Here is an 18,784-nt window from a genome sequence, read left to right on the forward strand (position 1 = left end):
CGATGAACGCAGTTCAGATTACTGATGCCGCTTTGATAGAGCAAGCTGAAGCTATGGCAAAGCTGAAGGGCGTCACGGTCAGTAAGATCATCACCGATACCCTTGCAGAAGCCTTCCGCATGGAAAATTATTTCAATGCGAGAGCACAACGGGCCGATCCAGTGAAAGCGCTTGAAATTCTCGCGCGGGCTGGTGTCGGTAACGAACCTGATGAGGGCGATGCTTAAAGATAAAGGGGAGCGCATCGCCCCCCCCTTTTCTCTCCGGTCTCTACAGCCCCAACGCCTTGCGCACGCCCGCCCCATAGGCCGGGTCGGCCTTGTCGAAATGCGCTAACTGCCGATCGATGATCGCCTGAGGCACGCCGCCGATGGAAGCGGCGATATTTTGGAACAGGCGCTGTTTTTGATCGTCGGGTAGCAGGCGGAAGAGGTTTCCGGCCTGGGTGTAATCGTCGTTGCCGTCGCGGTGGTTGTAGCGGGCGGCGTCGCCGGACAGGCGCAAGGGCGGCTCGGCGACGCTCGGGTCTTGGGTGGGGCCGCCGAAGGAATTGGGTTCGTAATAGGCGTCCGGGTTGCCGGTATCGTTGCGGAAGAACCGCATTGCACCGTCCTTATGATAGTGATGGACAGGGCATTTCGGCGCATTCACCGGCAGTGCCTCGTAATGGGTGCCGAGGCGGTAGCGGTGGGCGTCGGCATAGGCGAAGATGCGCGCTTGCAGCATTTTATCGGGCGAGAAGCCGATTCCGGGGACGATGTTCGACGGCGAGAAGGCCGCCTGTTCGATTTCGGCGAAGTAATTATCGGCATTGCGGTTGAGTTCGAGCACACCCACGTCGATCAACGGATACTCGCCGTGCGGCCAGACTTTGGTGAGATCGAAGGGGTTATAGGCAGTCTTGTCCGCGTCCAACTCCGGCATGATCTGCACGCACATCCGCCAACGCGGGAATTCTTGCCGCTCAATCGCGCCGAAAAGATCTTCCTGATAGGTTTCCCGGCTCTTGCCGATGGCGGCGTCGGCTTCGGCATTCGTCAGGGTTTTATGGCCCTGCTGGGTCTTGAAGTGGAACTTCACCCAGAAGCGCTCGCCGTCGTTATTCCAGAAGCTAAACGTGTGGCTGCCGAAGCCGTCCATAAAGCGTGGGCTGACGGGAATACCGCGGTCCGACATCAGGATCGTCACCTGATGCAGGCTTTCGGGGCTTAACGACCAGAAATCCCAGGCGGCGGTGGGCGAGCGCAGATTGGTGCGCGGGTGGCGCTTTTGCGTGTGGATGAAATCCGGGAATTTCAGCGGGTCGCGGACGAAGAAGACCGGCGTATTATTGCCGACCAAATCCCAATTGCCCTCTTCGGTGTAGAACTTCAGCGAAAAGCCGCGCACGTCGCGTTCCGCATCCGCCGCGCCCTGCTCCCCCGCCACGGTGGAAAACCGCGCCAGCAGCGGCGTTTGCTTACCAATTTCGCCGAAAAGCTTGGCGCGGGTGTAGCGGCTGATATCGTGCGTTACCGTCAGCGTGCCGAACGCGCCCCAGCCTTTGGCGTGGACCACGCGTTCGGGAATGCGTTCGCGGTTCTGGTGGGCCAGCTTTTCGATGAGCTGATAATCCTGCATCAGCACGGGGCCGCGCGCGCCCGCCGTCAGGCTGTTCTGATTATCGGAAATTGGCGCGCCGGCGCTGGTGGTCATCACGGGCTTATCGGACATGGTGGGGGCCTTCCTCGTTAGGTGGGTTTGTCTTAGCGGCTAGCCTGCCGGAAGTTCTTCAGAGCGTCAATTAGAATTATTCTAATTATTGTTTAGAAAAAATTCTTCCTAAAATCTTATTAAAATGCTTGAGCGCCCATTAACCTTTCGGTAAGCATACCACAGCTTTTAGATGCTGGAATCCTTGCCCATGCAATTGTATTCAATCCGATGCACGCGACGTGGGCTCATGGCGCTCGGATGCCTAGCGCTCGCGGGATGCACGACCACGCCATCGGCCCGCCCGGTTGCCTCGCCAGCGGTTTTACCCCCTGGGGCGTCCCGGATCGCCGTCGAAATTTCCATCGAAATCATCGACACGCTCCGGGACGTGACCCAGCGGACCGACCGGCAGGAACTCGACGATTATGTCAACGCCGCCATGATGGCCCTAGTGCAAAAACTTGCCGCCGAAAAGCTGGAGTTGGTGCAAGCGCCCGCCGCCGCGCCTGTGCAGATGCGCTTGGCCCTCAAAGTGCGGCGGAATGATCCCATCATCGGGGGGCTCAGCGCCTCGGCGCAAGCAACTCTCACCGATGACGCCGGACGAGAACTCCTAACCGCTACCGGTTCGGACGGGCACTACATGATGAAGACCATCCGCAATACCACGACCGCCTTGCGCAAAAGCAGCGAGCAGGTTGGCGATGCCATCGTCGCGCAGGTGAAGGGTCGCAAGGCAACCTGAGGTAACACCTAAAATCATCCCCTGTTGAGTTCTCCCCTTCTGAGGATTTTCCATGACCGCCGTCACCTCCTTCGCCAAGATTTCCATTTTGGGGGCTGCCCTTCTCGCTATGGCCGCTTGCGCTCCCGTGTCGCGTCCCGAGGGCGTAACCGCGGCCGATGTTCCGCCCGGTGCCAGCCGATTTGCGACGGAAACCAAAATCGAGATCATCGAAACCTTCAGCGATGCCACCGATAAGGCCGATCCGGCTGAAATCGAAAACTATAAGGCAATCGCTATAACGGCGCTGACTGGCAAACTCGCGGCCGAGAAACTGGAAATCGTCGCGGCGAATGCCGAGGCCCCCCTGAAGATGCGGCTGGAGCTTCAAATCCGGCGGTGGGAACCGCTTACCGGCGGCGGCACCTTCGTGAAGGCCATTGTCGCCAATGCCGCCGGAAAAGAGCTTTTCTCGACCCAAGCTGGCGAAGGGTTGCATCTGCTTGGGAACGGCCTCGATTCGAAAATCGCCCTGCGCAATTCCATGGAGCGGCTTGGCGGCGGTATTCTCGACGGGCTGAAGCCCTTGCGCGCCTCCGCCTCTTAACCCTTGGCTGCGCGGCCCGGCCTCGCTATCGTCGCCAGCCGGAGCGATGAAAGGGCAGCGACGATGACCGATGGGCAGTTTACCAACATTCAAATGATCGGCCCGAAGGCGGGCGGCGCCCCCCAGCAGGTGATTCTACTGCTGCACGGCTATGGCTCGAACGGGGCCGATCTTCTGGGGCTCGCGCCCTATTGGGCCGATGCGCTGCCGAATGCGGCTTTCATCGGGCCGGATGCCCCTTTCGTCTGCGAAATGTCGGCGATGGGCTATCAATGGTTCTCCTTGCGGGAAATTATGGCGGGCGCTCCCCTGGCCGATGGCTTGCGCCGCGCCGGGGCCGATGAGGTTGCGCCGGTGCTGAACGCTTTGATCGATGATATTTTGGAACGCTTCAACCTGCCCGCGACCAAGCTGGCGCTGGTCGGCTTTTCGCAAGGCACGATGATGGCGCTGCACGTTGCCCTGCGCCGCCTGGAGCCGCTCGCGGGCGTGCTCGGCTTTTCCGGCATGCTGATCGACCCACCGAGTCTTGCGGCAGAAATGACAGCAAAGCCCCCCGTTCTGCTCGTGCATGGCGATGCCGACCCGGTGGTGCCCTATGCCAGCCTCACCCGCGCCGAAAGCGCGCTGCGCGACGTGGGCGTTGCGGTGGATACCCTCACCTGCCCGCGCCTGGGCCATTCCATCGACGATACCGGGCTGGAGGCGGGAACGCGCTTTCTTCAGCACTGCCTGTCGAGCGCGGGCTAGACTTCTGCGGCCCCCGGCTTAGGCTCTTGCCATGACCCGAACCTCTTCCTCCGGCCTCTGGGACGCCGAGCATGATTATGTGCGCATCCTGCTTGATGGGATTCGCACCGAAGCCCGCGTGGGGCTGCACCCGTGGGAGCGTTTCGGCGATAAGCCGAACCCGCTGCTGGTGACAATCGAGCTTTTCGCCCACGCACCGCGCCCGGAAACGCAAGCGGAGTTCATGGATTACGATCCCTTGCGCGCGGCGGTGAAAGACTGGCCCAACCGCCCCCATACGGAGTTACTGGAAACCCTCGCCGAAGAGCTGGTCGGGCATTGTTTCGCCCTGCCGCGCGTCGAAGCCTGCCGGGTTTCGGTGCTGAAAACGGGAATTTTCAACGAGATCAACGCGGTCGGCATCGAACTCTACCGCCGCAGGCCGGTGGCGCGATGAGCGCGCGGACGATTCTGATTACCGGCGCGGCCAAGCGCGTCGGGGCGGGCCTCGCGCTGGATTTGGCCGCCGCCGGGCACCGGATTATCGTTCATTACAATCAGTCCGAAGCCGAAGCGGCAGAGGTTGTCCGCCAGATCGAAGCCGGAGGCGGCACCGCCTGGGCCGTTCAGGCCGATCTTGCAACGCGCGACGGCATCGAAGCCCTCCTCCCCCGTGCCCGCGCGCTGGCGGGGCCGGTGGATGGGCTGATCCACAATGCCTCGCTGTTCGAATTCGACCATCTGAACTCGCTCGACTGGGATTTGTTCGAAGCCCATCAGCGGGTGAACCTCGCCGCGCCCGCCTTTCTGTCGCGCGATTTCGCCCGGCAGCGCGATATTGAGAGCGGCGTGATTATTGGGATTCTCGATCAGAAGGTCGATAATCTGAACCCGGATTTCCTCAGCTATACCTTAGGCAAAGTCGGCCTGAAGGGGCTGATGCGGATGCTGGCGATGCAGCTTGCCCCGCGTATCCGCGTCGGCGCGGTCGCGCCCGGCCTCACCCTGATCTCGGGTCGCCAGACCGAAACCAGCTTCGCCCATGCCCATAAGGCGACGCCGCTCGGCTGCGGCAGCAGCGTGGCCGACCTGGCCCGCGCCTGCCGCTTTATTCTCGATACCCCCAGCTTCACCGGCCAAACCATCACCGTGGACGGCGGCGAAAGCCTGATGGGCCGGGCGCGCGATGTGTTTTTCGACCTCGGCGGACGGCTGGAGGATTTGCCGGAGGAGCGGCGGTAAAGCCACTCCTCCGCTAAGCGTATTAATTCCGCCCCGCCATCACGCCGCCGTCGACATCGTGAACCGCGCCGGTCGTCCACCCGGCTTTATCCGACAGCAGAAACGCGATGTGCGCGGCTACATCTTCAACGCGCCCCACCCGCCCGATCGGATGGAAGCCATCGAAACCGCGGGTCAGCGTCGCTTCGATCTGCTCAGGCGCGATGAACGCCCCATAAATCGGTGTGACGACGACGGCGGGGGAGACGGCATTGACGCGGATGTTCTGCCCCGCCAATTCCATCGCCAGATGCTGTGTGAGCGCGTGCAGCCCCGCTTTTGCCATCGAATAGGCGGACGAGGGGGTGGCTTTGATCGCCTGCTTCGCCCACATCGAGCCGATCATCACAATCGCCCCGCCGCCGGAGCGCGCCATATTCCGCGCCACCGTTTGCGTTACAAAGAAGGTCGCGCGGTTCAACGCGGCGTAAGCATCATAATCCGCCGGTTCATGATCCAAAAAGCTCTTCGGATAGAAAGTGCCTGCGGCATTCACCAGATGGATAATCGGGCGCGGTTCTGCGGCGAGCGCGGCGATCAGCGCCTCGGTGCTGGCAGGATCGGTTAGATCGGCAACCCGCGTTTCCACGCGGCCGGGGCCTTCGGCCATCAGCGTGCGCTGCGCGGTTTCGAGCTTTGCCGCATCGCGCCCGATCAGCAAAACCGTTCGCCCCTCCTGCACCAAAAGCGCGGCGGTGGCGCGGCCCATGCCGGTCGAGCCGCCGACGATGACGCTCAGCGTTTCAGCCATAATCGATAATCCTTTGTTGAGGGGCTTTCGCCCTGCTTTGAAGCAATTATCTATCTACTGATAGATAGCTTCATATGACCGTTGCGAAGCGCCCCGTCAAGCTCTATCTATCAGGTGATAGAGGGTGGTTTTAGGGGAGCGCGATGCGCGAACAGATTCTGGCGGCCGCCGAAAAGCGCGCGCGCGTCGGCGGCTACAATGGCTTCAGTTTTCGCGATTTGGCGGAGGACGTGGGCGTAAAAAGCTCCAGCGTCCATTATCACTTCCCAACCAAAGCCGATTTGGGGGCTGCCCTCGCACACCGCTACACAGAGCATGCAAAAGCGCGCTTAGGCGAACCCGTGGGCTTATCGCCGGAGGGGGCTACCGCGCGCGTCACCCTGCTGTTTCGGGATGCGTTGCTGGTCGAAGACCGGATGTGTCTCTGCGGTCTGTTCGGCGCGGAACGCGATGCGCTTCCCCCTGCCGTCGAAGCGGCGGTCGCGGGCTTTTTTCAAATGCTACTGGCGTTTCTCGGCACGTCAGTGGGGGAAGGCATCCCGGCGGCGCAGCTTTTGGCCCAGTTGGAAGGCGGGCTTATTCTGGCGCGAACGCTGCGCGACCCGGCCCTTTTCGATCAGGCGTGCGGAATCAAACTTCCAACGGCCTAGGCTTTCTTCTCCGCCAACTGCTCCGACAGTTTTTCGATAATCTGCGTTAAGCGCTGAATCTCCTGCTCGCGCAAGGCGTCAATCTTGGCATGGAGCAGCTCGATTTCCAGTTCGGCCTTCACATTCACGGCGTAATCATAGGCGGCATTCCGGCGGTCCACTTCCGCCTGCCGGTTCTGGCTCATCATGATGATCGGCGCGGTATAGGCCGCTTGGAACGAGAGGATGAGGTTCAGCAGAATGAACGGGTACGGGTCCCAGTGAAAAATAAACGCGGTGGCGTTCAGCGCAATCCAGATGCTGAGAATCACCGACTGAATAATGATGAACCGCCAGGAACCAACCGTCGCCGCCACATGGTCCGAGATACGGTCCCCCAGCGTCTGCGGCGGGGGCTTGGTTTCAGCCGAAGGGCGCTTGCGCCGCAGTTCCGCTAAGCGGCGCTGATCGTCGTCGGTGAATTGATCGGACATGCTGGCTCCCGTGGCAAACTCGGGCTCACGCTATCCCAAAATTGGCGAAAGCGAGCCTGCTATCTCAGGTGAAATTCTCGTAAAAACACACAACCTCCTCCTCTGAGGCGAAATCGACGGCGGCTTTCACCATGTCCCGGCACATGGCGATAAACTCCGGCGGGTGATCGGCGGCATATTGCTTGGCCATTCGGCCCAATTGTTTGATTTCGCGCGCGTCCAGCTCGATGCCCGGCGCGCCATCTTCTTCCAACACTTCGCCGAGTTCGAAATAGTCGAAAATATCGGCGAGATGGTAGTCGCCCTCGTCGTAAGCGTGGATCAACTCGAAAGCGCCCTCCGGGGTCACAAGATAGATCCCTGGATCGAGATCGGTCAGGATCACTTGCCCGCCTTGCAGCGCCATTCGGTTTCTCCATCCAGGGGCTTAGTCTGTTACCCTATCCAATAAGCGTTAACCATTCGTCTTCCGTCAACATCGGGATGTTGAGTTCGGCGGCTTTTTTGGCCTTGGAGCCCGCGTCCGCGCCGACGATGACATAGTCGGTTTTCGCAGAAACCGAACCCGCCACCTTTGCGCCCAACCGTTCGGCCTGGGCTTTTGCCTCGCGCCGAGTTATGCGGGTCAGCTCGCCGGTGAAAACGACCGTCTTACCCGCAACCGGGCTTCCGGCGCTCACAGCGGGCCTTTCGGCGGGGGCGATGGTGATGAAACTCAACAGATCGTCCAACACCGCTTCGTTATGCGCTTCGGCGAAGAAGGCTACCAGATCGGTGGCCATGCTGGCGCCGATGCCATTGATGGCCAGGAGTTCCTGAAGCGCGCTCGCCTCGGGCTCCCGCGCCGCCTGCATCGCCGCGCGCAAGGCGTCAAAACTTCCGTAATGATGGGCGAGCAGCTTTGCCGTTGCCTGGCCGATTTGCGGAATACCGAGGGCAAACAGAAAGCGCTCGAAGGCGATCTGCCGCCGCGTCGTAATCGCCGTATAGAGGTTACGCAAGGATTGCGCGCCCCAACCTTCCCTATCGCGCAGGTCGGTATGTTTTTCTTCCAGACGGAACAGGTCGGCGGGGGTGCGCACCAAGCATCGTCGAAAAAACGCCTGGATATGCTTTTCGCCCAATCCTTCGATATCGAACCCGTCGCGGGAGACAAAATGCCGAAGCCGCTCGACCGCTTGCGCCGAGCAGACCAGCCCGCCCGTGCAGCGCCGCGCTACTTCCCCTTCCCGCCGCAGGGCGACCGAGCCGCAGACGGGGCAGATATGGGGCAGCGTGTAGGGCTCGGTCCCCTCAGGGCGCTCGCTGAGCACCGGCCCCAGCACCTGCGGAATCACGTCCCCCGCGCGTTGGACCAGCACGAGATCGCCGACGCGCACGTCTTTGCGGGCAACCTCATCTTCATTATGCAGCGTCGCCCGTGCGACCACGACGCCGCCGACCGTGATCGGCTCCAGTTCGGCGACCGGCGTCAGCACCCCCGTTCGCCCAACCTGGATGGAGATGGCTTTTAGCCGCGTGCGCGCCTGTTCGGCGGGGAATTTATGGGCGATGGCCCAGCGCGGTGCGCGCGAGACGAAGCCTAAGCGCGCCTGCCAATCGTAGCGATCGACCTTGTAAACCACGCCGTCGATGTCATAGGGCAGGTCGGCGCGGTGGTTGCCGATCTCGCGGTAGAAGTCGAGCACGGCTTCCACCCCCTCGCAGCGGCGGGACCGGTCATTCACCGGAAACCCCCAGGCTTTGAGGTTTTGCAGAAACTGCCAATGGCTTTCGGCCAAGGGGGCATCACTGTCGCCCGAGGCATAAGCGAAAAACGCCAGCGGGCGGGTGGCGGTAATGCGTGGGTCCAACTGCCGCAAGCCCCCCGCCGCCGCATTGCGCGGATTGGCGAAAATCTTTTCCCCGGCAGCCGCCTGGGTTTCGTTCAGCCGCTGAAAATCCGCCCGGCGCATGTAGACTTCGCCACGAATTTCGAGGGTGCCCGCCGGAGCCGCCTCGGGCAATTTGGCCGGAATTTCGGCAATCGTGCGCACGTTGGCGGTCACATCCTCGCCCTCGCTGCCGTCGCCGCGCGTCGCGGCCTGCACCAGCACGCGGTTTTCATACCGGAGGGAGAGTGACAGCCCATCGATCTTCGGCTCGGCCACCACCGCCAAGGTCAACGCCGGATCGGCGGCGAAATCCCGCTCCAAAAAGCGGCGGATACTGTCGAAGAAATCCGCCACGTCGCTATCGGCAAAGGCATTATCCAGCGACAGCATCGGGCGCGCATGCCGCACTTTGGCAAAGCCCGAACTTGCCGAAGCCCCCACCTTCAGACTGGGCGAGTCTGGGCGCTTTAGGGCCGGGAACCGCGCCTCAATCGCCTGATTGCGCTGGCGCAAGCCGTCATAGGTCGCATCATCCACCTCCGGCGCATCCTGGCCGTGGTACAGCCGATCATGCCGGGCAACCTCCGACGCCAGCCGCGCCAGTTCCGCCCTCGCCTCGGTTTCGGTCAGCGCGTCGATGGCGATCTGGGTGGTCATATTCGTCCTCATACTGCGATGGAAGCGCTGGCGCGCTGATTGGGGGCGCTGCCCCCAAACCCCGGCCCAAGGGGCTGGCCCCTTGGGAATCCCATTTCTGTTTCCGAAGAGCAACACTAATCATCTGATTTATATTAAGAAATCAGGATTGTTAAGGGGCAGTCGCCCCTTAACCGGAGTGCAGAGGCAGCGCCTCTGCCATCCTCTCACCCCAACAACCGATCCGCCGCCGCGCGGGCTTCGTTGGTGATATCGGCGCCGGAGAGCATCCGGGCGATTTCCTCGCGGCGGGCGTCGAGCGGCAGCAGGTCGATACTCGTCGTCACGCGCGCGTCGGGGCTGGCTTGGCGCTTTTGCACGCGCCAATGGTGCGCACCGAGGGCGGCCACCTGCGGACTATGGGTGATGACCAGCACTTGCAGATGGTCGCCGAGGCGCTTCAGGCGTTCGCCCACCGCTGCCGCAACCGCGCCACCGATGCCGCTATCGACCTCGTCGAACACTAGGGTTGGCACGGGGGAGGTTCCGGCGAGCACGACTTTCAGGGCAAGCAGAAAGCGCGAGAGTTCGCCGCCCGAGGCCACTTTCGCCAGCGGGCCGGGAGTGGCACCGGGGTTGGTGGCGATGAGGAAGCCGACCTTATCGCGCCCCTCCGGCCCCCAGGCCCCTTCCGGCTGCGGCGCGACCTCGACGGTGATGCGGGCTTTGTCGAGCTTCAGGGGCACCAGTTCCGCCGTCACCGCTGCCGCCAGCCGCCCCGCCGCTTCCTGCCGGTAGGATGTGAGCGCGGTTGCGGCTTCCAGATAGGCGGCGCGGGTCAGGCGTTCCTCTTCCTGAAGCGCTTTCAAGCGACCCTCGCCCGCATCGAGCGCGGCGAGATCGGCGCTGAGCTTTTCCGCGAGGCCGGGAAGGGCTTCCGCCGTCACTTGATGCTTGCGCGCCGCCGCCCGCAGGGAAAACAGCCGGTCTTCGATGCGCTCCAACTCGCCTTCGGACCAACCGTCGGCGCGCATGAGGGATTCAAGCCCGTCGGTAGCTTCAGCAAGCTCATTGCTGGCGCGCTCCAGTGCCGTGATGATCGCATCGATGGCCGGATCCTGCCCAGGGGCGCGCGATAGGGTGCGCGAGGCCGCGAGCAGGCGCATTTCCGCGCCATTTTCCCCCGCGAGATCATTCAGCGCCGATTGCAGCGTGGACAGCAGTTTCGCCCGGTTTTGCAGCCGCGCGCGGCGATCGGCCAGCTCGCTTTCCTCCCCCGGTTCGGGGGCCAGTTTTTGCAGTTCGGCAACGACGTGGCGCAGATATTCTTCCTGGGTCCGTGCCCGCTCCAGTGCCGCTTCCGCCGATTGGCGCGAATCCCGCGCCGCTTGCCACAGGCGATAGGCGGCGCGCACGCCGCCGACGCTATCGAGCAACCCGCCGAACTGGTCGAGAATGGCGCGATGATTGCCCGGATCCATCAACGCGTGCTGGTCGAACTGGCCCTGGATTTCGACCAAGGCCGCGCCGAGATTGCGCAGGAAGCCGACGCTAACCGATTGATCGTTGACGCTGGCGCGCCCGCGCCCATCCATCCCCAGCGTCCGCCGAAGGAGAATCTGCCCGTCTTCGGCATCAATCCCCTGTTCGCGTAAGAGCGCCCAGGCCGGGTGGCCATCGGGAAGCTCGAATTCCGCCGTGACGATGGCGGGGCCGGCCCCGTGGCGGATCAGGCTGCTATCGGCGCGCGCCCCCAGGGCAAGACCGAGGGCATCGAGCAGGATCGATTTGCCCGCGCCGGTCTCCCCGGTCAGCACCGATAGGCCCGACGCGACCTCCAGATCGAGCCGGTCGATCAGCACCACGTCGCGGATGCCGAGGCGGGTGAGCATCGGCGGCGTTAAAAAAACGTTGGTGACGGAATTGGTGACAGTATCGAGCTGCCGCCCGAACCAACCGCGCCCGCCCGTGTTCGATAGCGGGCGCTTGCCGCCGGTTATCAACCCGTAGGATTCGGCGTACCACTCCGAGCCGGGGTAATTATGCCCCAACACCGCCGCTGCCGCCTGGGCTTCCTCTTTCAGGCCGAGGGCCAGATAGATTTCGGTGAGGCGCAGCAGGGCTTCCGGCACATGGGTTGTCGTCTGATATTGATCGACAACGCGGCGGAAGCGGTTGATCGCCGCCGTATATTGTTCGGTGCGCAGGTAGAAACGGCCAACTTCCATTTCCTTGCCCGCCATATGGTCGCGCGTCAGATCAATCTTCACGCGGGCGTCGCGGGCGTAGGACGTATCGGGATAGCGGCGCACCACCTCGTTCAGCGCGTCCATTGCCTTTTCTGTCAGGCTTTGGTCGCGCGTCACATCGGCAATCTGCGCGTAATAGCTGATGGCCTTGATGTAATAGGCGTAGGGCGTATCGCGGCTGCTGGGATGGAGCTGAATATACCGCTCCATCGCAATAATCGCATCGTCGAACCGATCGCGCAGATACATCGTATAACCGGACATCAACTGCGCTTTGGTCGCCCAGACCGAATAGGGATGCTGGCGCTCGACTTCATCGAACTGGCGGCCGGCGGCTTCGTAGCGCTCCGCCAGCATCGCGTCCATCGCGTCGTTATAGAGTTTTTCTACCGGCGCTTCGACATAGATGTTGGGATCTTCATCCTTCGATCCCAACGACGAGCAACCGGCAATCGCCAGCGGCAGAACCAGCAGAACAGGCAGAAACAGGCGGCGCATGGAGGCTATCGTCCGAATAACGTCAATCGGGCCTGACCCTACACCGAGCGCGCGGGGAAGGCCAAGGGGTATCCGTGCGCGCGCCTGTTAAGCCTCTGCACAGCTGCAATAAAGCCGCGAATTTCCGAGGCAAGCTCGCCCGATTGCGTCGCGACCGCCCCCGCCGTGCTCAGCACCTGTTCTGCCGCCGCCCCGGTTTCGCCGGAGGCTTCGCGGATGCGGCCCGTGCTGGTGGCAACGTCGCGCGTGCCAGCGGCGGCCTGCTGCACGTTTCCGGCAATTTCGCGCGTCGCCGCTTCCTGGCCTTCGACCGCAATCGCGATATCGCGCGCAATCGTGTGCAACTCGGAAATCGTCTCCCCAATCGAGCGGATCGACTGCACCACATCGCCGGTAGCCGCTTGAATGCTGCCGATCTGCGCCACGATTTCTTCCGATGCGCGCGTGGTTTGCCCGGCCAGATTCTTCACCTCCGACGCGACGACGGCGAAACCCTTGCCCGCTTCCCCGGCCCGCGCCGCTTCGATGGTGGCGTTCAGCGCCAAAAGGTTCGTTTGCGAGGCGATTTCGGAAATGAGATTGATAACCTCGCCGATGCGGCCCGCGCTTTGGGAAAGGGCTTCCACGCGCGTATCGGTCTGCTTGGTATCGCCCACGGCTTTCGCGGCAATGTCGGCAGAATGCTCCACCTGGCGGCGGATTTCATTGACCGAGGCCGACAATTGTTCGGTCGCCACCGCCACCATTTGCACATTGCCGGTCGATTGTTCGGCATTGGCGGAAACCACCACAGCCTGACGGTTGGTGAGTTCGGCGATGGTGGTCAACTCGTGCGCGGTGGCCTTCAACTGGCCCGACGAATCGGTGAGAATCGTCACAAGATCGCCCGCTTTGCGCTGAAACCCGGCCTGAAGCGCGTCGAGTTTCGCAGTGCGGGCTTCTTTCGCCGCCCAGTCGCGCTGCTGCGCTTCGGTGAGGTCGCGCGCCGCAATCATCGACTGGCGGAAGACTTCCACCGCCCGCGCCATCGCGCCCAACTCGTCCGTCTGGCCTTTCGCCGGAATGGTGAGATCGAGATTGCCCGCCGCGAGCTTCGCCATCGCGTCCGTCATTTCGACGACCGGCTGGGCGATACCCTTGCCGACGCGCCAGGCGATCAGGCCACCGCCAATCGAGCACAGCCCCCCAACCAGAATGCACAGAAGCGTCAACGCATTGGCGTCGGCCATGATGCTCGCCATCGGCACGGCTACCGCCAGCGTCCACACCCCTTCCGCCGACCCGAACCCCACCGGCTGAAGCCGCAGATAATAATCGTCGCCCACAAGCTCGGCGCGGCCATCGAAAGCTTTGCCGCCTGCCATCGCGGCGCGCGCCGCCGCCGGAAGATCATCGCTGGGCTGCGACCGGCGCGCCGTATCGGGATGGGCTATATAGATGCCTTTTTCCGACATCAGCGCCACATAGCCCTTATCGTAAGGGCGCTGGGCATTAAGGAAGTTGGAGATATTCTCCAGCGACACATCGACGCCCGCAACGCCGCGCATCTCGGCGCCGACCAGAATCGGGGCGACAGCGCTGGTCATCAACTGTTTGGTGAAATCGTCGAGATAGGGTTCGCTGACGGCAGGGCGCTTGGCCTTGCTCGCCGCCAGATAATATTCTTTGCCCTGGACTTCAGTAAAGCTCTGGCCTTCGGATTCATCGGCTTTCGGCTGACCGTTCGGCCCGGTTAACCAGAGAAGGCTCATGCGCCCCGTGCTCGGCAGCCCGAGGGTTTCGCCCTCGATCTTTTGGGTAAAGGCGGAATCCTTCCCCTCGAAGCCATTATCGGCCATATCGACCCAGACCCCCGCATAGTCGGGATTGGCCTGCATCAACTGCTGCAACTGGCGGTTCACCGGCGCGCGGCGGGGGTCGGCGAAGGAAATTTCGGTCTGGACCGCGCGGGCAATCGCCTGGGCATCGCGCAGGGCGGCCCCGATCTCTTCCCGAATCCGGCTTTCCTGCCCTTGGGCAATTTCTTGGACGCGCTGAATGGCAAGCTTCTCCGCCGCCGGGCGAGCCAAGATAATCAGAGTGACGGCAATGGCGCCCGCCGAAACCGCCACCATCAGGGCGGTGCTGAAGATGATTTTCGCCTTCAAGCTCGCGTGACGCCAAAAAGCCATTCTACCCACCCCTTAATCGATACAACTCCGCAACCTTACAACCGAAAGGATTTTGCGAAGGCTTCTTATCCGATAATCGCGCCAAAATGCCAATATGTCGTTTTTATGACGGATACTATTCCGCCGCATGTGGCGAAACGGCACCAGCGAGCGCGAGCTGACGCGCGGGCAAGGCCAGCGGTTGATGGGTTGAGGCGACGATCAACCCGCCCGCCGCCAAATGCTGCTTCAGCAGATCGATCAGCAACGCCTGCCCCTCGGCATCCAGGGCGTTCGTCGGCTCGTCGAGCAACCACAGGCGCGCCTCCGCCAGCAGCAAACGGCCCAGGGCGACACGGCGGCGCTGCCCGGCGGAGAGCAAGCGCCCCGGCCGTTCCAGCATCCGCCCGAGACCGATCCGCGCGGCGATCTCCGGGACTTTCGCCGCGTCGGTTCCGGCGAGAATTGTCGCCAAGGTCAGATGATCCTGCACGCTCGCGCGCGGCTTGATGGCGTCGAGATGGCCGAGATAGGCGGTTCGGCTGCGGTGCTCCACGGGATCGTCGGCGATATCGGCCTCGCCCCAGTGGATCGCCCCTTCAGCAGGCCGGACCAATCCCGCCAGAAGCCTGAGTAAGCTGGATTTGCCGACACCGTTCGGCCCGGTAACGATCAAGGCTTCCCCCGGCTCGACCCGAAAGGCGAGCCCATCGAAAATTTTCCTACCGCCGCGACGGCAGGCGAGGTTTTCGGACCAAAGCGGCTGAGAAAGCGCGTTCATGGCCGACAGAGTGGCTTGCTCCCGCGCGCCCGGCAACCGCATAAAGGCGGGTCTTTCAGGATTTCTGCCCAAAAACCCGACCGGAACCGCCATGAGCCTCGCCGCCATCGACCAGCTTTTACTCACGACCGACCGGGCGTATCGGCGACGGCTTTTCGTCTGCCTGCTGCTCGCCGCCGGACAAACGCTGCTCGTGGTACTGCGCCCGCTGCCGTTGCAACTGCTGCTGCCGCCCGACCCGGTTCCTGCCTGGATTATCCAAGCGCACGCGCTATTGCCGAGTTTGAGCAGCTTGGCGCTGTTCCTGCTGTTCATCGCCGCCCTGGAGTTCAGCGTCTTCGGCGTGCGCGTGACCGAGGAGAATGCCTCCACGCGGTTATCGGAACGGCTCATTCGGCGTTTGCGCGCCCGCATTGCCCGCCACCTGCTGCGCGGCCCGGCCCAGGAGATTGCCGATCTCGGCGTCGGACGCGTGGTGGCCGCCGCAACCGGCGATGTCGAAACCGTGCAGCGCCTCATCAAAGACGTGGTGATCGGCGCGACGCTGGCCCTCGTGCAACTGGTGCTGATGGTCGGCGTGCTGACGCTACTGCATCCGCCCCTGGGGCTGGTGCTGCTGGTCGAAATCCTGCTGCTCTCGGCGCTGATCGCGCTCTATGCCCGCTGGCGCAAGCTGGCGTTTCTGGCGCAGATGAAGAACCAGGAGAATTTTCTGACCTGGATCACTGGCTTGCAGCAACGCAGCCTCGATTTACGCTTCGGCGTCGCGCGCGGTTGGTTCTTTCGGCGCACGCTGGCGCTGATACGGGCGATGAACCGGCGTGGGTTGCTGCTCTGGCACCGGCAAACGCTCTATTTCGCCGCCATTGATCTCTTCGTCGCCCTCGCCTCCGCCGCCTGCCTCGTCATGCTGTTTCTGGAAAGCGATAGCGAGCCGAAGACGCTGGCGACCGTGCTCATCTTTCTCTATTACGCCGCCCTCGTCTTTCCGTGCCTTGCCAAGATCGGCGAGGCCGCGCCGCTGCTGATCGACGGGCGCAATGCCTATGAGCGGCTGTCGCTGACCTTGGGCGACGATCCTGCGGCCAATTCTCACCCGCCCGCGCCGAAAAGCTTCGAAACCCTGACGCTGGAAAACCTCGGCCTGCAAGATGCCGAGGGCAAATGGCTGATGCGCAACGTCAGCCTCACGATCCGCGCGGGCGAGCAGGTGGCGCTATTCGGCGAGAGCGGCTCGGGGAAATCGACGCTCTTCGCGCTGCTGCTCGGCGTGCAAACCCCCACCGAGGGCCGGATTTTGCTCGATGGTCGCACGCTGGAGACGCTGTCGCTGGCCGACCGCAAGCGGCTGTTCATGCTGCACCGCTCCAACGGCGTCTTTTTTCCCGGCACGGTCGCCGAGAATATCGCCCTGGGGCGCGATCTGAGCGCAGCGCACTGGGAAGAACTGCTCATCGCCTGCGGGCTCGCCGGGCGCATCGCCGCCGCACCCCAGGGGCTCGCAACGCGGATGGCGCGCGCGGCGAGCCGTTCAGCCAGGGCGAAGGCCAGCGCCTCGCCCTCGCCCGTGCCCTCCTTAGCGACGCGCCGATTCTGCTGCTCGACGAAGCCTTGAACTCGCTCGACGAGCCCTCCGAACAGGCGGTAACGGCGGGCTTGCGGAAAATTTGGCGCGGCCAAACCTTGCTTCTGATTTCCCACCGCCGTAGCGTTTCCGACAGTTTTTCAAGACGGATCGAAATCCGCAAGGGCCACGGCCTGATTGACCATTCCGAGGAAACGCCATGAGCCGCCTTCCCCCCCGCGCCTTGCTGCGGGCCTTGTTCGACAGCGCCGTCGCCGCCGCGCAACCGGCGCAAGCCTTAGCCGCCCACCTGCCGCCACCGCCGAAAGGCCGCACCCTCTCGTCGGGGCCGGGAAAGCCGCCGCCGAAATGGCCGCTGCTTTGGAAACGCTGTGGCCGGGGCCGCTATCGGGCCTCGTCGTCACCCGCTACGGCCACGGCGCCCCCACCCAACAGATCGAAGTCTTAGAAAGCCTCCCACCCGGTGCCCGACGCCGCTGGGCAGGCTGCCGCGCAACGGTTGCTCGACCTTGCCGCCACCGCCGGACCGGACGATCTGATTATCGCGCTGGTGTCCGGGGGAGGCTCGGCGCTGCTGGCGCTGCCGCCGGAAGGCGTGAGCTTGGCGGAGGTGCAGGCGCTCTACCGGGCTTTGCTCGAATCCGGCGCAGACATCGCCCAGATGAACCGGGTGCGCAAGCACGTCTCGCGTATTCTCGGTGGTCGTCTCGCCGCCGCCGCACCCAACACGCCGATGGTGAGCCTCGTTATTTCCGACGTGCCGGGCGATGATCCCGGCGTCATCGCCTCCGGCCCAACGATCCCCGATGTCTCAAACCGCGCCGAAGCCCAGGCGATTTTGGCGCAATATGGCATCGACCCCGGCCCGGCGCTCGCCGCCTGGATCGCCTCCCCCGCCGCCGATACGCCGAACCCCGACAGTGCCGCCTTCGCGCAGAACAGCGTCCACGTCATCGCCAGCCCGCACCGCAGCCTGATGGCCGCCGCCGAGACCGCTAAAAGCTTGGGTTATCCGGTGTTGGTCTTGGGCGATTCCATTGAGGGCGAAGCGCGCGAGGTCGCCAAGGTTCACGCCGGGATCGCCCGCGCAGCGCGCTTGCAGGGCGTTCCTCTGGCGGGACCCTGTGTGATCCTCTCCGGCGGCGAAACCACCGTGACCGTGCGTACCAAGGGCGGACGCGGCGGGCGCAATGCCGAATTTGCGCTCGGGCTCGCCCAAGCCTTAAACGGGTTGCCCGGCGTCTATGGTCTCGCCGCCGATACCGATGGGATCGACGGAACCGAGGATAATGCAGGCGCTTTCGTGACCCCGGATAGTCTCACCCGCGCCGCTGCCGCAGGCCTGAGCGCGACCGATTTCCTGGCGCGAAACGACAGCTACAGCTTCTTCCAAACCCTCGACGATTTGCTGATAACCGGGCCGACGCGGACCAATGTGAATGATTTCCGCGCGCTGCTGATTGAATAAAGGAGGCCCCGGCAATGTTCTGGGCGATTGTGCTGGCGCTGGTGCCAGTGATGCTGCTGATCGGCCTGGGAAAACTGCTGCGCGATCATGTATTCACGGCAGAGGTATTTTGGCGGGAAACCGAGCGCTTGGGCTATTATCTGCTGCTGCCCGCGCTCATCGTCCATTCGCTCGCCACCGCCAATTGGGGCACCGCCCCCGTTGGGCGGCTGATGGCGGTGCTGGTGCTCTCGACCCTCCTGATTGCGCTGCTGCTGGTTGCCCTGCGGCGCTGGATGCCGCTCGGCGATGCCGCCTTCACCTCCGTCTTTCAAGGCGGCATTCGCTTCAATAATTACGTCGGCCTGCCCGCCGCCGCCGCGCTGTATGGGGCCGAAGGTTTGGCCTTGGGCGCGCTTGCCGCCGCCGCCATCGTGCCGACGGTGAATATCATCTGCGTGCTGATGTTCGCCCGCTACGGCGCGGCGCGGCCCAATCTGCGCGGCATTCTGCTGCAATTGGCGAAGAATCCGCTGCTGCTGGCGAGCGGGCTCGGCATCGCCCTCAATCTTACGCACCTCGGGTTGCCGCCGGGGCTGGAGCCCGCCTTGAAAGCCCTCGGGCAAGCCTCCTTGCCGATCGGCTTGCTGTGCG

General features: G+C 63.2%; 18 protein-coding genes and 2 pseudogenes. 12 read left to right on the forward strand and 8 right to left on the reverse strand.

The genetic code is table 11. The features are described 5' to 3' along the window. A partial coding sequence (locus VZ95_RS24980; protein WP_045774582.1) for a hypothetical protein occupies positions 1-227 on the forward strand: 227 nt, incomplete at its 5' end. Between the two features lie 43 nt (positions 228-270). On the opposite strand, the gene VZ95_RS03115 is transcribed toward VZ95_RS24980, so the two are convergent. After that, on the reverse strand, positions 271-1,713 hold the full coding sequence (locus tag VZ95_RS03115; protein ID WP_045774583.1) for a catalase: 1,443 nt from the start codon (positions 1,711-1,713) through the stop codon (positions 271-273). A 229-nt stretch (positions 1,714-1,942) separates the two neighbouring features. Between VZ95_RS03115 and VZ95_RS03120 the strand changes: the two genes are divergently transcribed. From VZ95_RS03120 to VZ95_RS03140, 5 genes are all read left to right on the forward strand, one after another. Then, positions 1,943-2,440: a hypothetical protein gene (locus tag VZ95_RS03120; RefSeq protein ID WP_045774584.1), complete on the forward strand. Its 498-nt coding sequence runs from the start codon at positions 1,943-1,945 to the stop codon at positions 2,438-2,440. 52 nt (positions 2,441-2,492) lie between these two features. Beyond that, a complete protein-coding gene (locus VZ95_RS03125) occupies positions 2,493-3,026 on the forward strand; it encodes a hypothetical protein (protein ID WP_045774585.1) in 534 nt (177 codons plus the stop codon). A 63-nt stretch (positions 3,027-3,089) separates the two neighbouring features. Then, the gene (locus tag VZ95_RS03130; protein ID WP_045774586.1) at positions 3,090-3,776 is read left to right on the forward strand and encodes an alpha/beta hydrolase; all 687 of its coding nucleotides are present in this window, start codon (positions 3,090-3,092) and stop codon (positions 3,774-3,776) included. Between the two features lie 31 nt (positions 3,777-3,807). After that, positions 3,808-4,212, forward strand: coding sequence for a dihydroneopterin aldolase (locus tag VZ95_RS21490; RefSeq protein WP_052711436.1), 405 nt, complete (start codon positions 3,808-3,810; stop codon positions 4,210-4,212). Beyond that, positions 4,209-4,997, forward strand: coding sequence for an SDR family NAD(P)-dependent oxidoreductase (locus VZ95_RS03140; protein ID WP_045774587.1), 789 nt, complete (start codon positions 4,209-4,211; stop codon positions 4,995-4,997). The genes VZ95_RS21490 and VZ95_RS03140 overlap by 4 nt, the downstream gene beginning before the upstream one ends. Positions 4,998-5,019: 22 nt before the next feature. Here the strand turns inward: VZ95_RS03140 and VZ95_RS03145 are convergent, their stop codons facing one another. After that, a complete protein-coding gene (locus VZ95_RS03145; RefSeq protein WP_045774588.1) occupies positions 5,020-5,787 on the reverse strand; it encodes an SDR family NAD(P)-dependent oxidoreductase in 768 nt (255 codons plus the stop codon). A gap of 143 nt (positions 5,788-5,930) precedes the next feature. On the opposite strand from VZ95_RS03145, the gene VZ95_RS03150 reads away from it, so the two are divergent. Further along, on the forward strand, positions 5,931-6,437 hold the full coding sequence (locus VZ95_RS03150; RefSeq protein WP_045774589.1) for a TetR/AcrR family transcriptional regulator: 507 nt from the start codon (positions 5,931-5,933) through the stop codon (positions 6,435-6,437). Here VZ95_RS03150 and VZ95_RS03155 read toward each other — a convergent pair. The 6 genes from VZ95_RS03155 to ccmA all read right to left on the reverse strand — a co-directional run bounded on the left by VZ95_RS03155 (position 6,434) and on the right by ccmA (position 15,098). Continuing rightward, a complete protein-coding gene (locus VZ95_RS03155) occupies positions 6,434-6,910 on the reverse strand; it encodes a DUF1003 domain-containing protein (RefSeq protein ID WP_045774590.1) in 477 nt (158 codons plus the stop codon). The two genes, VZ95_RS03150 and VZ95_RS03155, sit on opposite strands and share 4 nt — an antisense overlap. Before the next feature lie 64 nt (positions 6,911-6,974). Further along, on the reverse strand, positions 6,975-7,316 hold the full coding sequence (locus tag VZ95_RS03160) for a hypothetical protein (RefSeq protein ID WP_045774591.1): 342 nt from the start codon (positions 7,314-7,316) through the stop codon (positions 6,975-6,977). A 34-nt stretch (positions 7,317-7,350) separates the two neighbouring features. Further along, complete coding sequence (ligA, locus tag VZ95_RS03165) at positions 7,351-9,441, reverse strand: NAD-dependent DNA ligase LigA (protein WP_045774592.1); 2,091 nt, start codon at positions 9,439-9,441, stop codon at positions 7,351-7,353. Between the two features lie 206 nt (positions 9,442-9,647). Continuing rightward, the gene (recN, locus tag VZ95_RS03170) at positions 9,648-12,167 is read right to left on the reverse strand and encodes a DNA repair protein RecN (RefSeq protein ID WP_084627544.1); all 2,520 of its coding nucleotides are present in this window, start codon (positions 12,165-12,167) and stop codon (positions 9,648-9,650) included. A gap of 38 nt (positions 12,168-12,205) precedes the next feature. Beyond that, the gene (locus VZ95_RS03175) at positions 12,206-14,338 is read right to left on the reverse strand and encodes a methyl-accepting chemotaxis protein (protein WP_045774593.1); all 2,133 of its coding nucleotides are present in this window, start codon (positions 14,336-14,338) and stop codon (positions 12,206-12,208) included. A 115-nt stretch (positions 14,339-14,453) separates the two neighbouring features. Further along, positions 14,454-15,098: a heme ABC exporter ATP-binding protein CcmA gene (gene ccmA, locus VZ95_RS03180; protein ID WP_045774598.1), complete on the reverse strand. Its 645-nt coding sequence runs from the start codon at positions 15,096-15,098 to the stop codon at positions 14,454-14,456. Positions 15,099-15,189: 91 nt separating this feature from the next. On the opposite strand from ccmA, the pseudogene VZ95_RS03185 reads away from it, so the two are divergent. The 5 genes and pseudogenes from VZ95_RS03185 to VZ95_RS03195 all read left to right on the forward strand — a co-directional run. Then, a pseudogene (locus VZ95_RS03185) lies at positions 15,190-16,530 on the forward strand (ATP-binding cassette domain-containing protein); the annotation flags it as partial. A 26-nt stretch (positions 16,531-16,556) separates the two neighbouring features. After that, a pseudogene (locus VZ95_RS29095) lies at positions 16,557-16,670 on the forward strand (hypothetical protein); the annotation flags it as partial. Positions 16,671-16,709: 39 nt separating this feature from the next. Next, the gene (locus VZ95_RS24990) at positions 16,710-16,886 is read left to right on the forward strand and encodes a hypothetical protein (RefSeq protein WP_198148057.1); all 177 of its coding nucleotides are present in this window, start codon (positions 16,710-16,712) and stop codon (positions 16,884-16,886) included. 260 nt (positions 16,887-17,146) lie between these two features. Continuing rightward, a complete protein-coding gene (locus VZ95_RS03190; protein WP_456297672.1) occupies positions 17,147-18,151 on the forward strand; it encodes a glycerate kinase type-2 family protein in 1,005 nt (334 codons plus the stop codon). 14 nt (positions 18,152-18,165) lie between these two features. Beyond that, on the forward strand, positions 18,166-18,784 hold a 619-nt coding region (locus VZ95_RS03195), incomplete at its 3' end, for an AEC family transporter (protein WP_045774595.1).

The organism is Elstera litoralis (assembly GCF_000963705.1).
Classification (GTDB): domain Bacteria; phylum Pseudomonadota; class Alphaproteobacteria; order Elsterales; family Elsteraceae; genus Elstera; species Elstera litoralis.

What these genes read in the sequence shown, in the direction of transcription:
- VZ95_RS03140 (WP_045774587.1), top strand. Translation starts at nt 4,209, where the DNA reads ATGAGCGCGCGGACGATTCTGATTACCGGCGCGGCCAAGCGCGTCGGG.
- recN (WP_084627544.1), bottom strand. Translation starts at nt 12,167, where the DNA reads ATGCGCCGCCTGTTTCTGCCTGTTCTGCTGGTTCTGCCGCTGGCGATT.
- VZ95_RS03150 (WP_045774589.1), top strand. Translation starts at nt 5,931, where the DNA reads ATGCGCGAACAGATTCTGGCGGCCGCCGAAAAGCGCGCGCGCGTCGGC.
- VZ95_RS03155 (WP_045774590.1), bottom strand. Translation starts at nt 6,910, where the DNA reads ATGTCCGATCAATTCACCGACGACGATCAGCGCCGCTTAGCGGAACTG.
- VZ95_RS03175 (WP_045774593.1), bottom strand. Translation starts at nt 14,338, where the DNA reads ATGGCTTTTTGGCGTCACGCGAGCTTGAAGGCGAAAATCATCTTCAGC.
- ligA (WP_045774592.1), bottom strand. Translation starts at nt 9,441, where the DNA reads ATGACCACCCAGATCGCCATCGACGCGCTGACCGAAACCGAGGCGAGG.
- VZ95_RS03120 (WP_045774584.1), top strand. Translation starts at nt 1,943, where the DNA reads ATGGCGCTCGGATGCCTAGCGCTCGCGGGATGCACGACCACGCCATCG.
- VZ95_RS03115 (WP_045774583.1), bottom strand. Translation starts at nt 1,713, where the DNA reads ATGTCCGATAAGCCCGTGATGACCACCAGCGCCGGCGCGCCAATTTCC.
- VZ95_RS03130 (WP_045774586.1), top strand. Translation starts at nt 3,090, where the DNA reads ATGACCGATGGGCAGTTTACCAACATTCAAATGATCGGCCCGAAGGCG.
- VZ95_RS03145 (WP_045774588.1), bottom strand. Translation starts at nt 5,787, where the DNA reads ATGGCTGAAACGCTGAGCGTCATCGTCGGCGGCTCGACCGGCATGGGC.
- ccmA (WP_045774598.1), bottom strand. Translation starts at nt 15,098, where the DNA reads ATGAACGCGCTTTCTCAGCCGCTTTGGTCCGAAAACCTCGCCTGCCGT.
- VZ95_RS21490 (WP_052711436.1), top strand. Translation starts at nt 3,808, where the DNA reads ATGACCCGAACCTCTTCCTCCGGCCTCTGGGACGCCGAGCATGATTAT.
- VZ95_RS03125 (WP_045774585.1), top strand. Translation starts at nt 2,493, where the DNA reads ATGACCGCCGTCACCTCCTTCGCCAAGATTTCCATTTTGGGGGCTGCC.
- VZ95_RS03160 (WP_045774591.1), bottom strand. Translation starts at nt 7,316, where the DNA reads ATGGCGCTGCAAGGCGGGCAAGTGATCCTGACCGATCTCGATCCAGGG.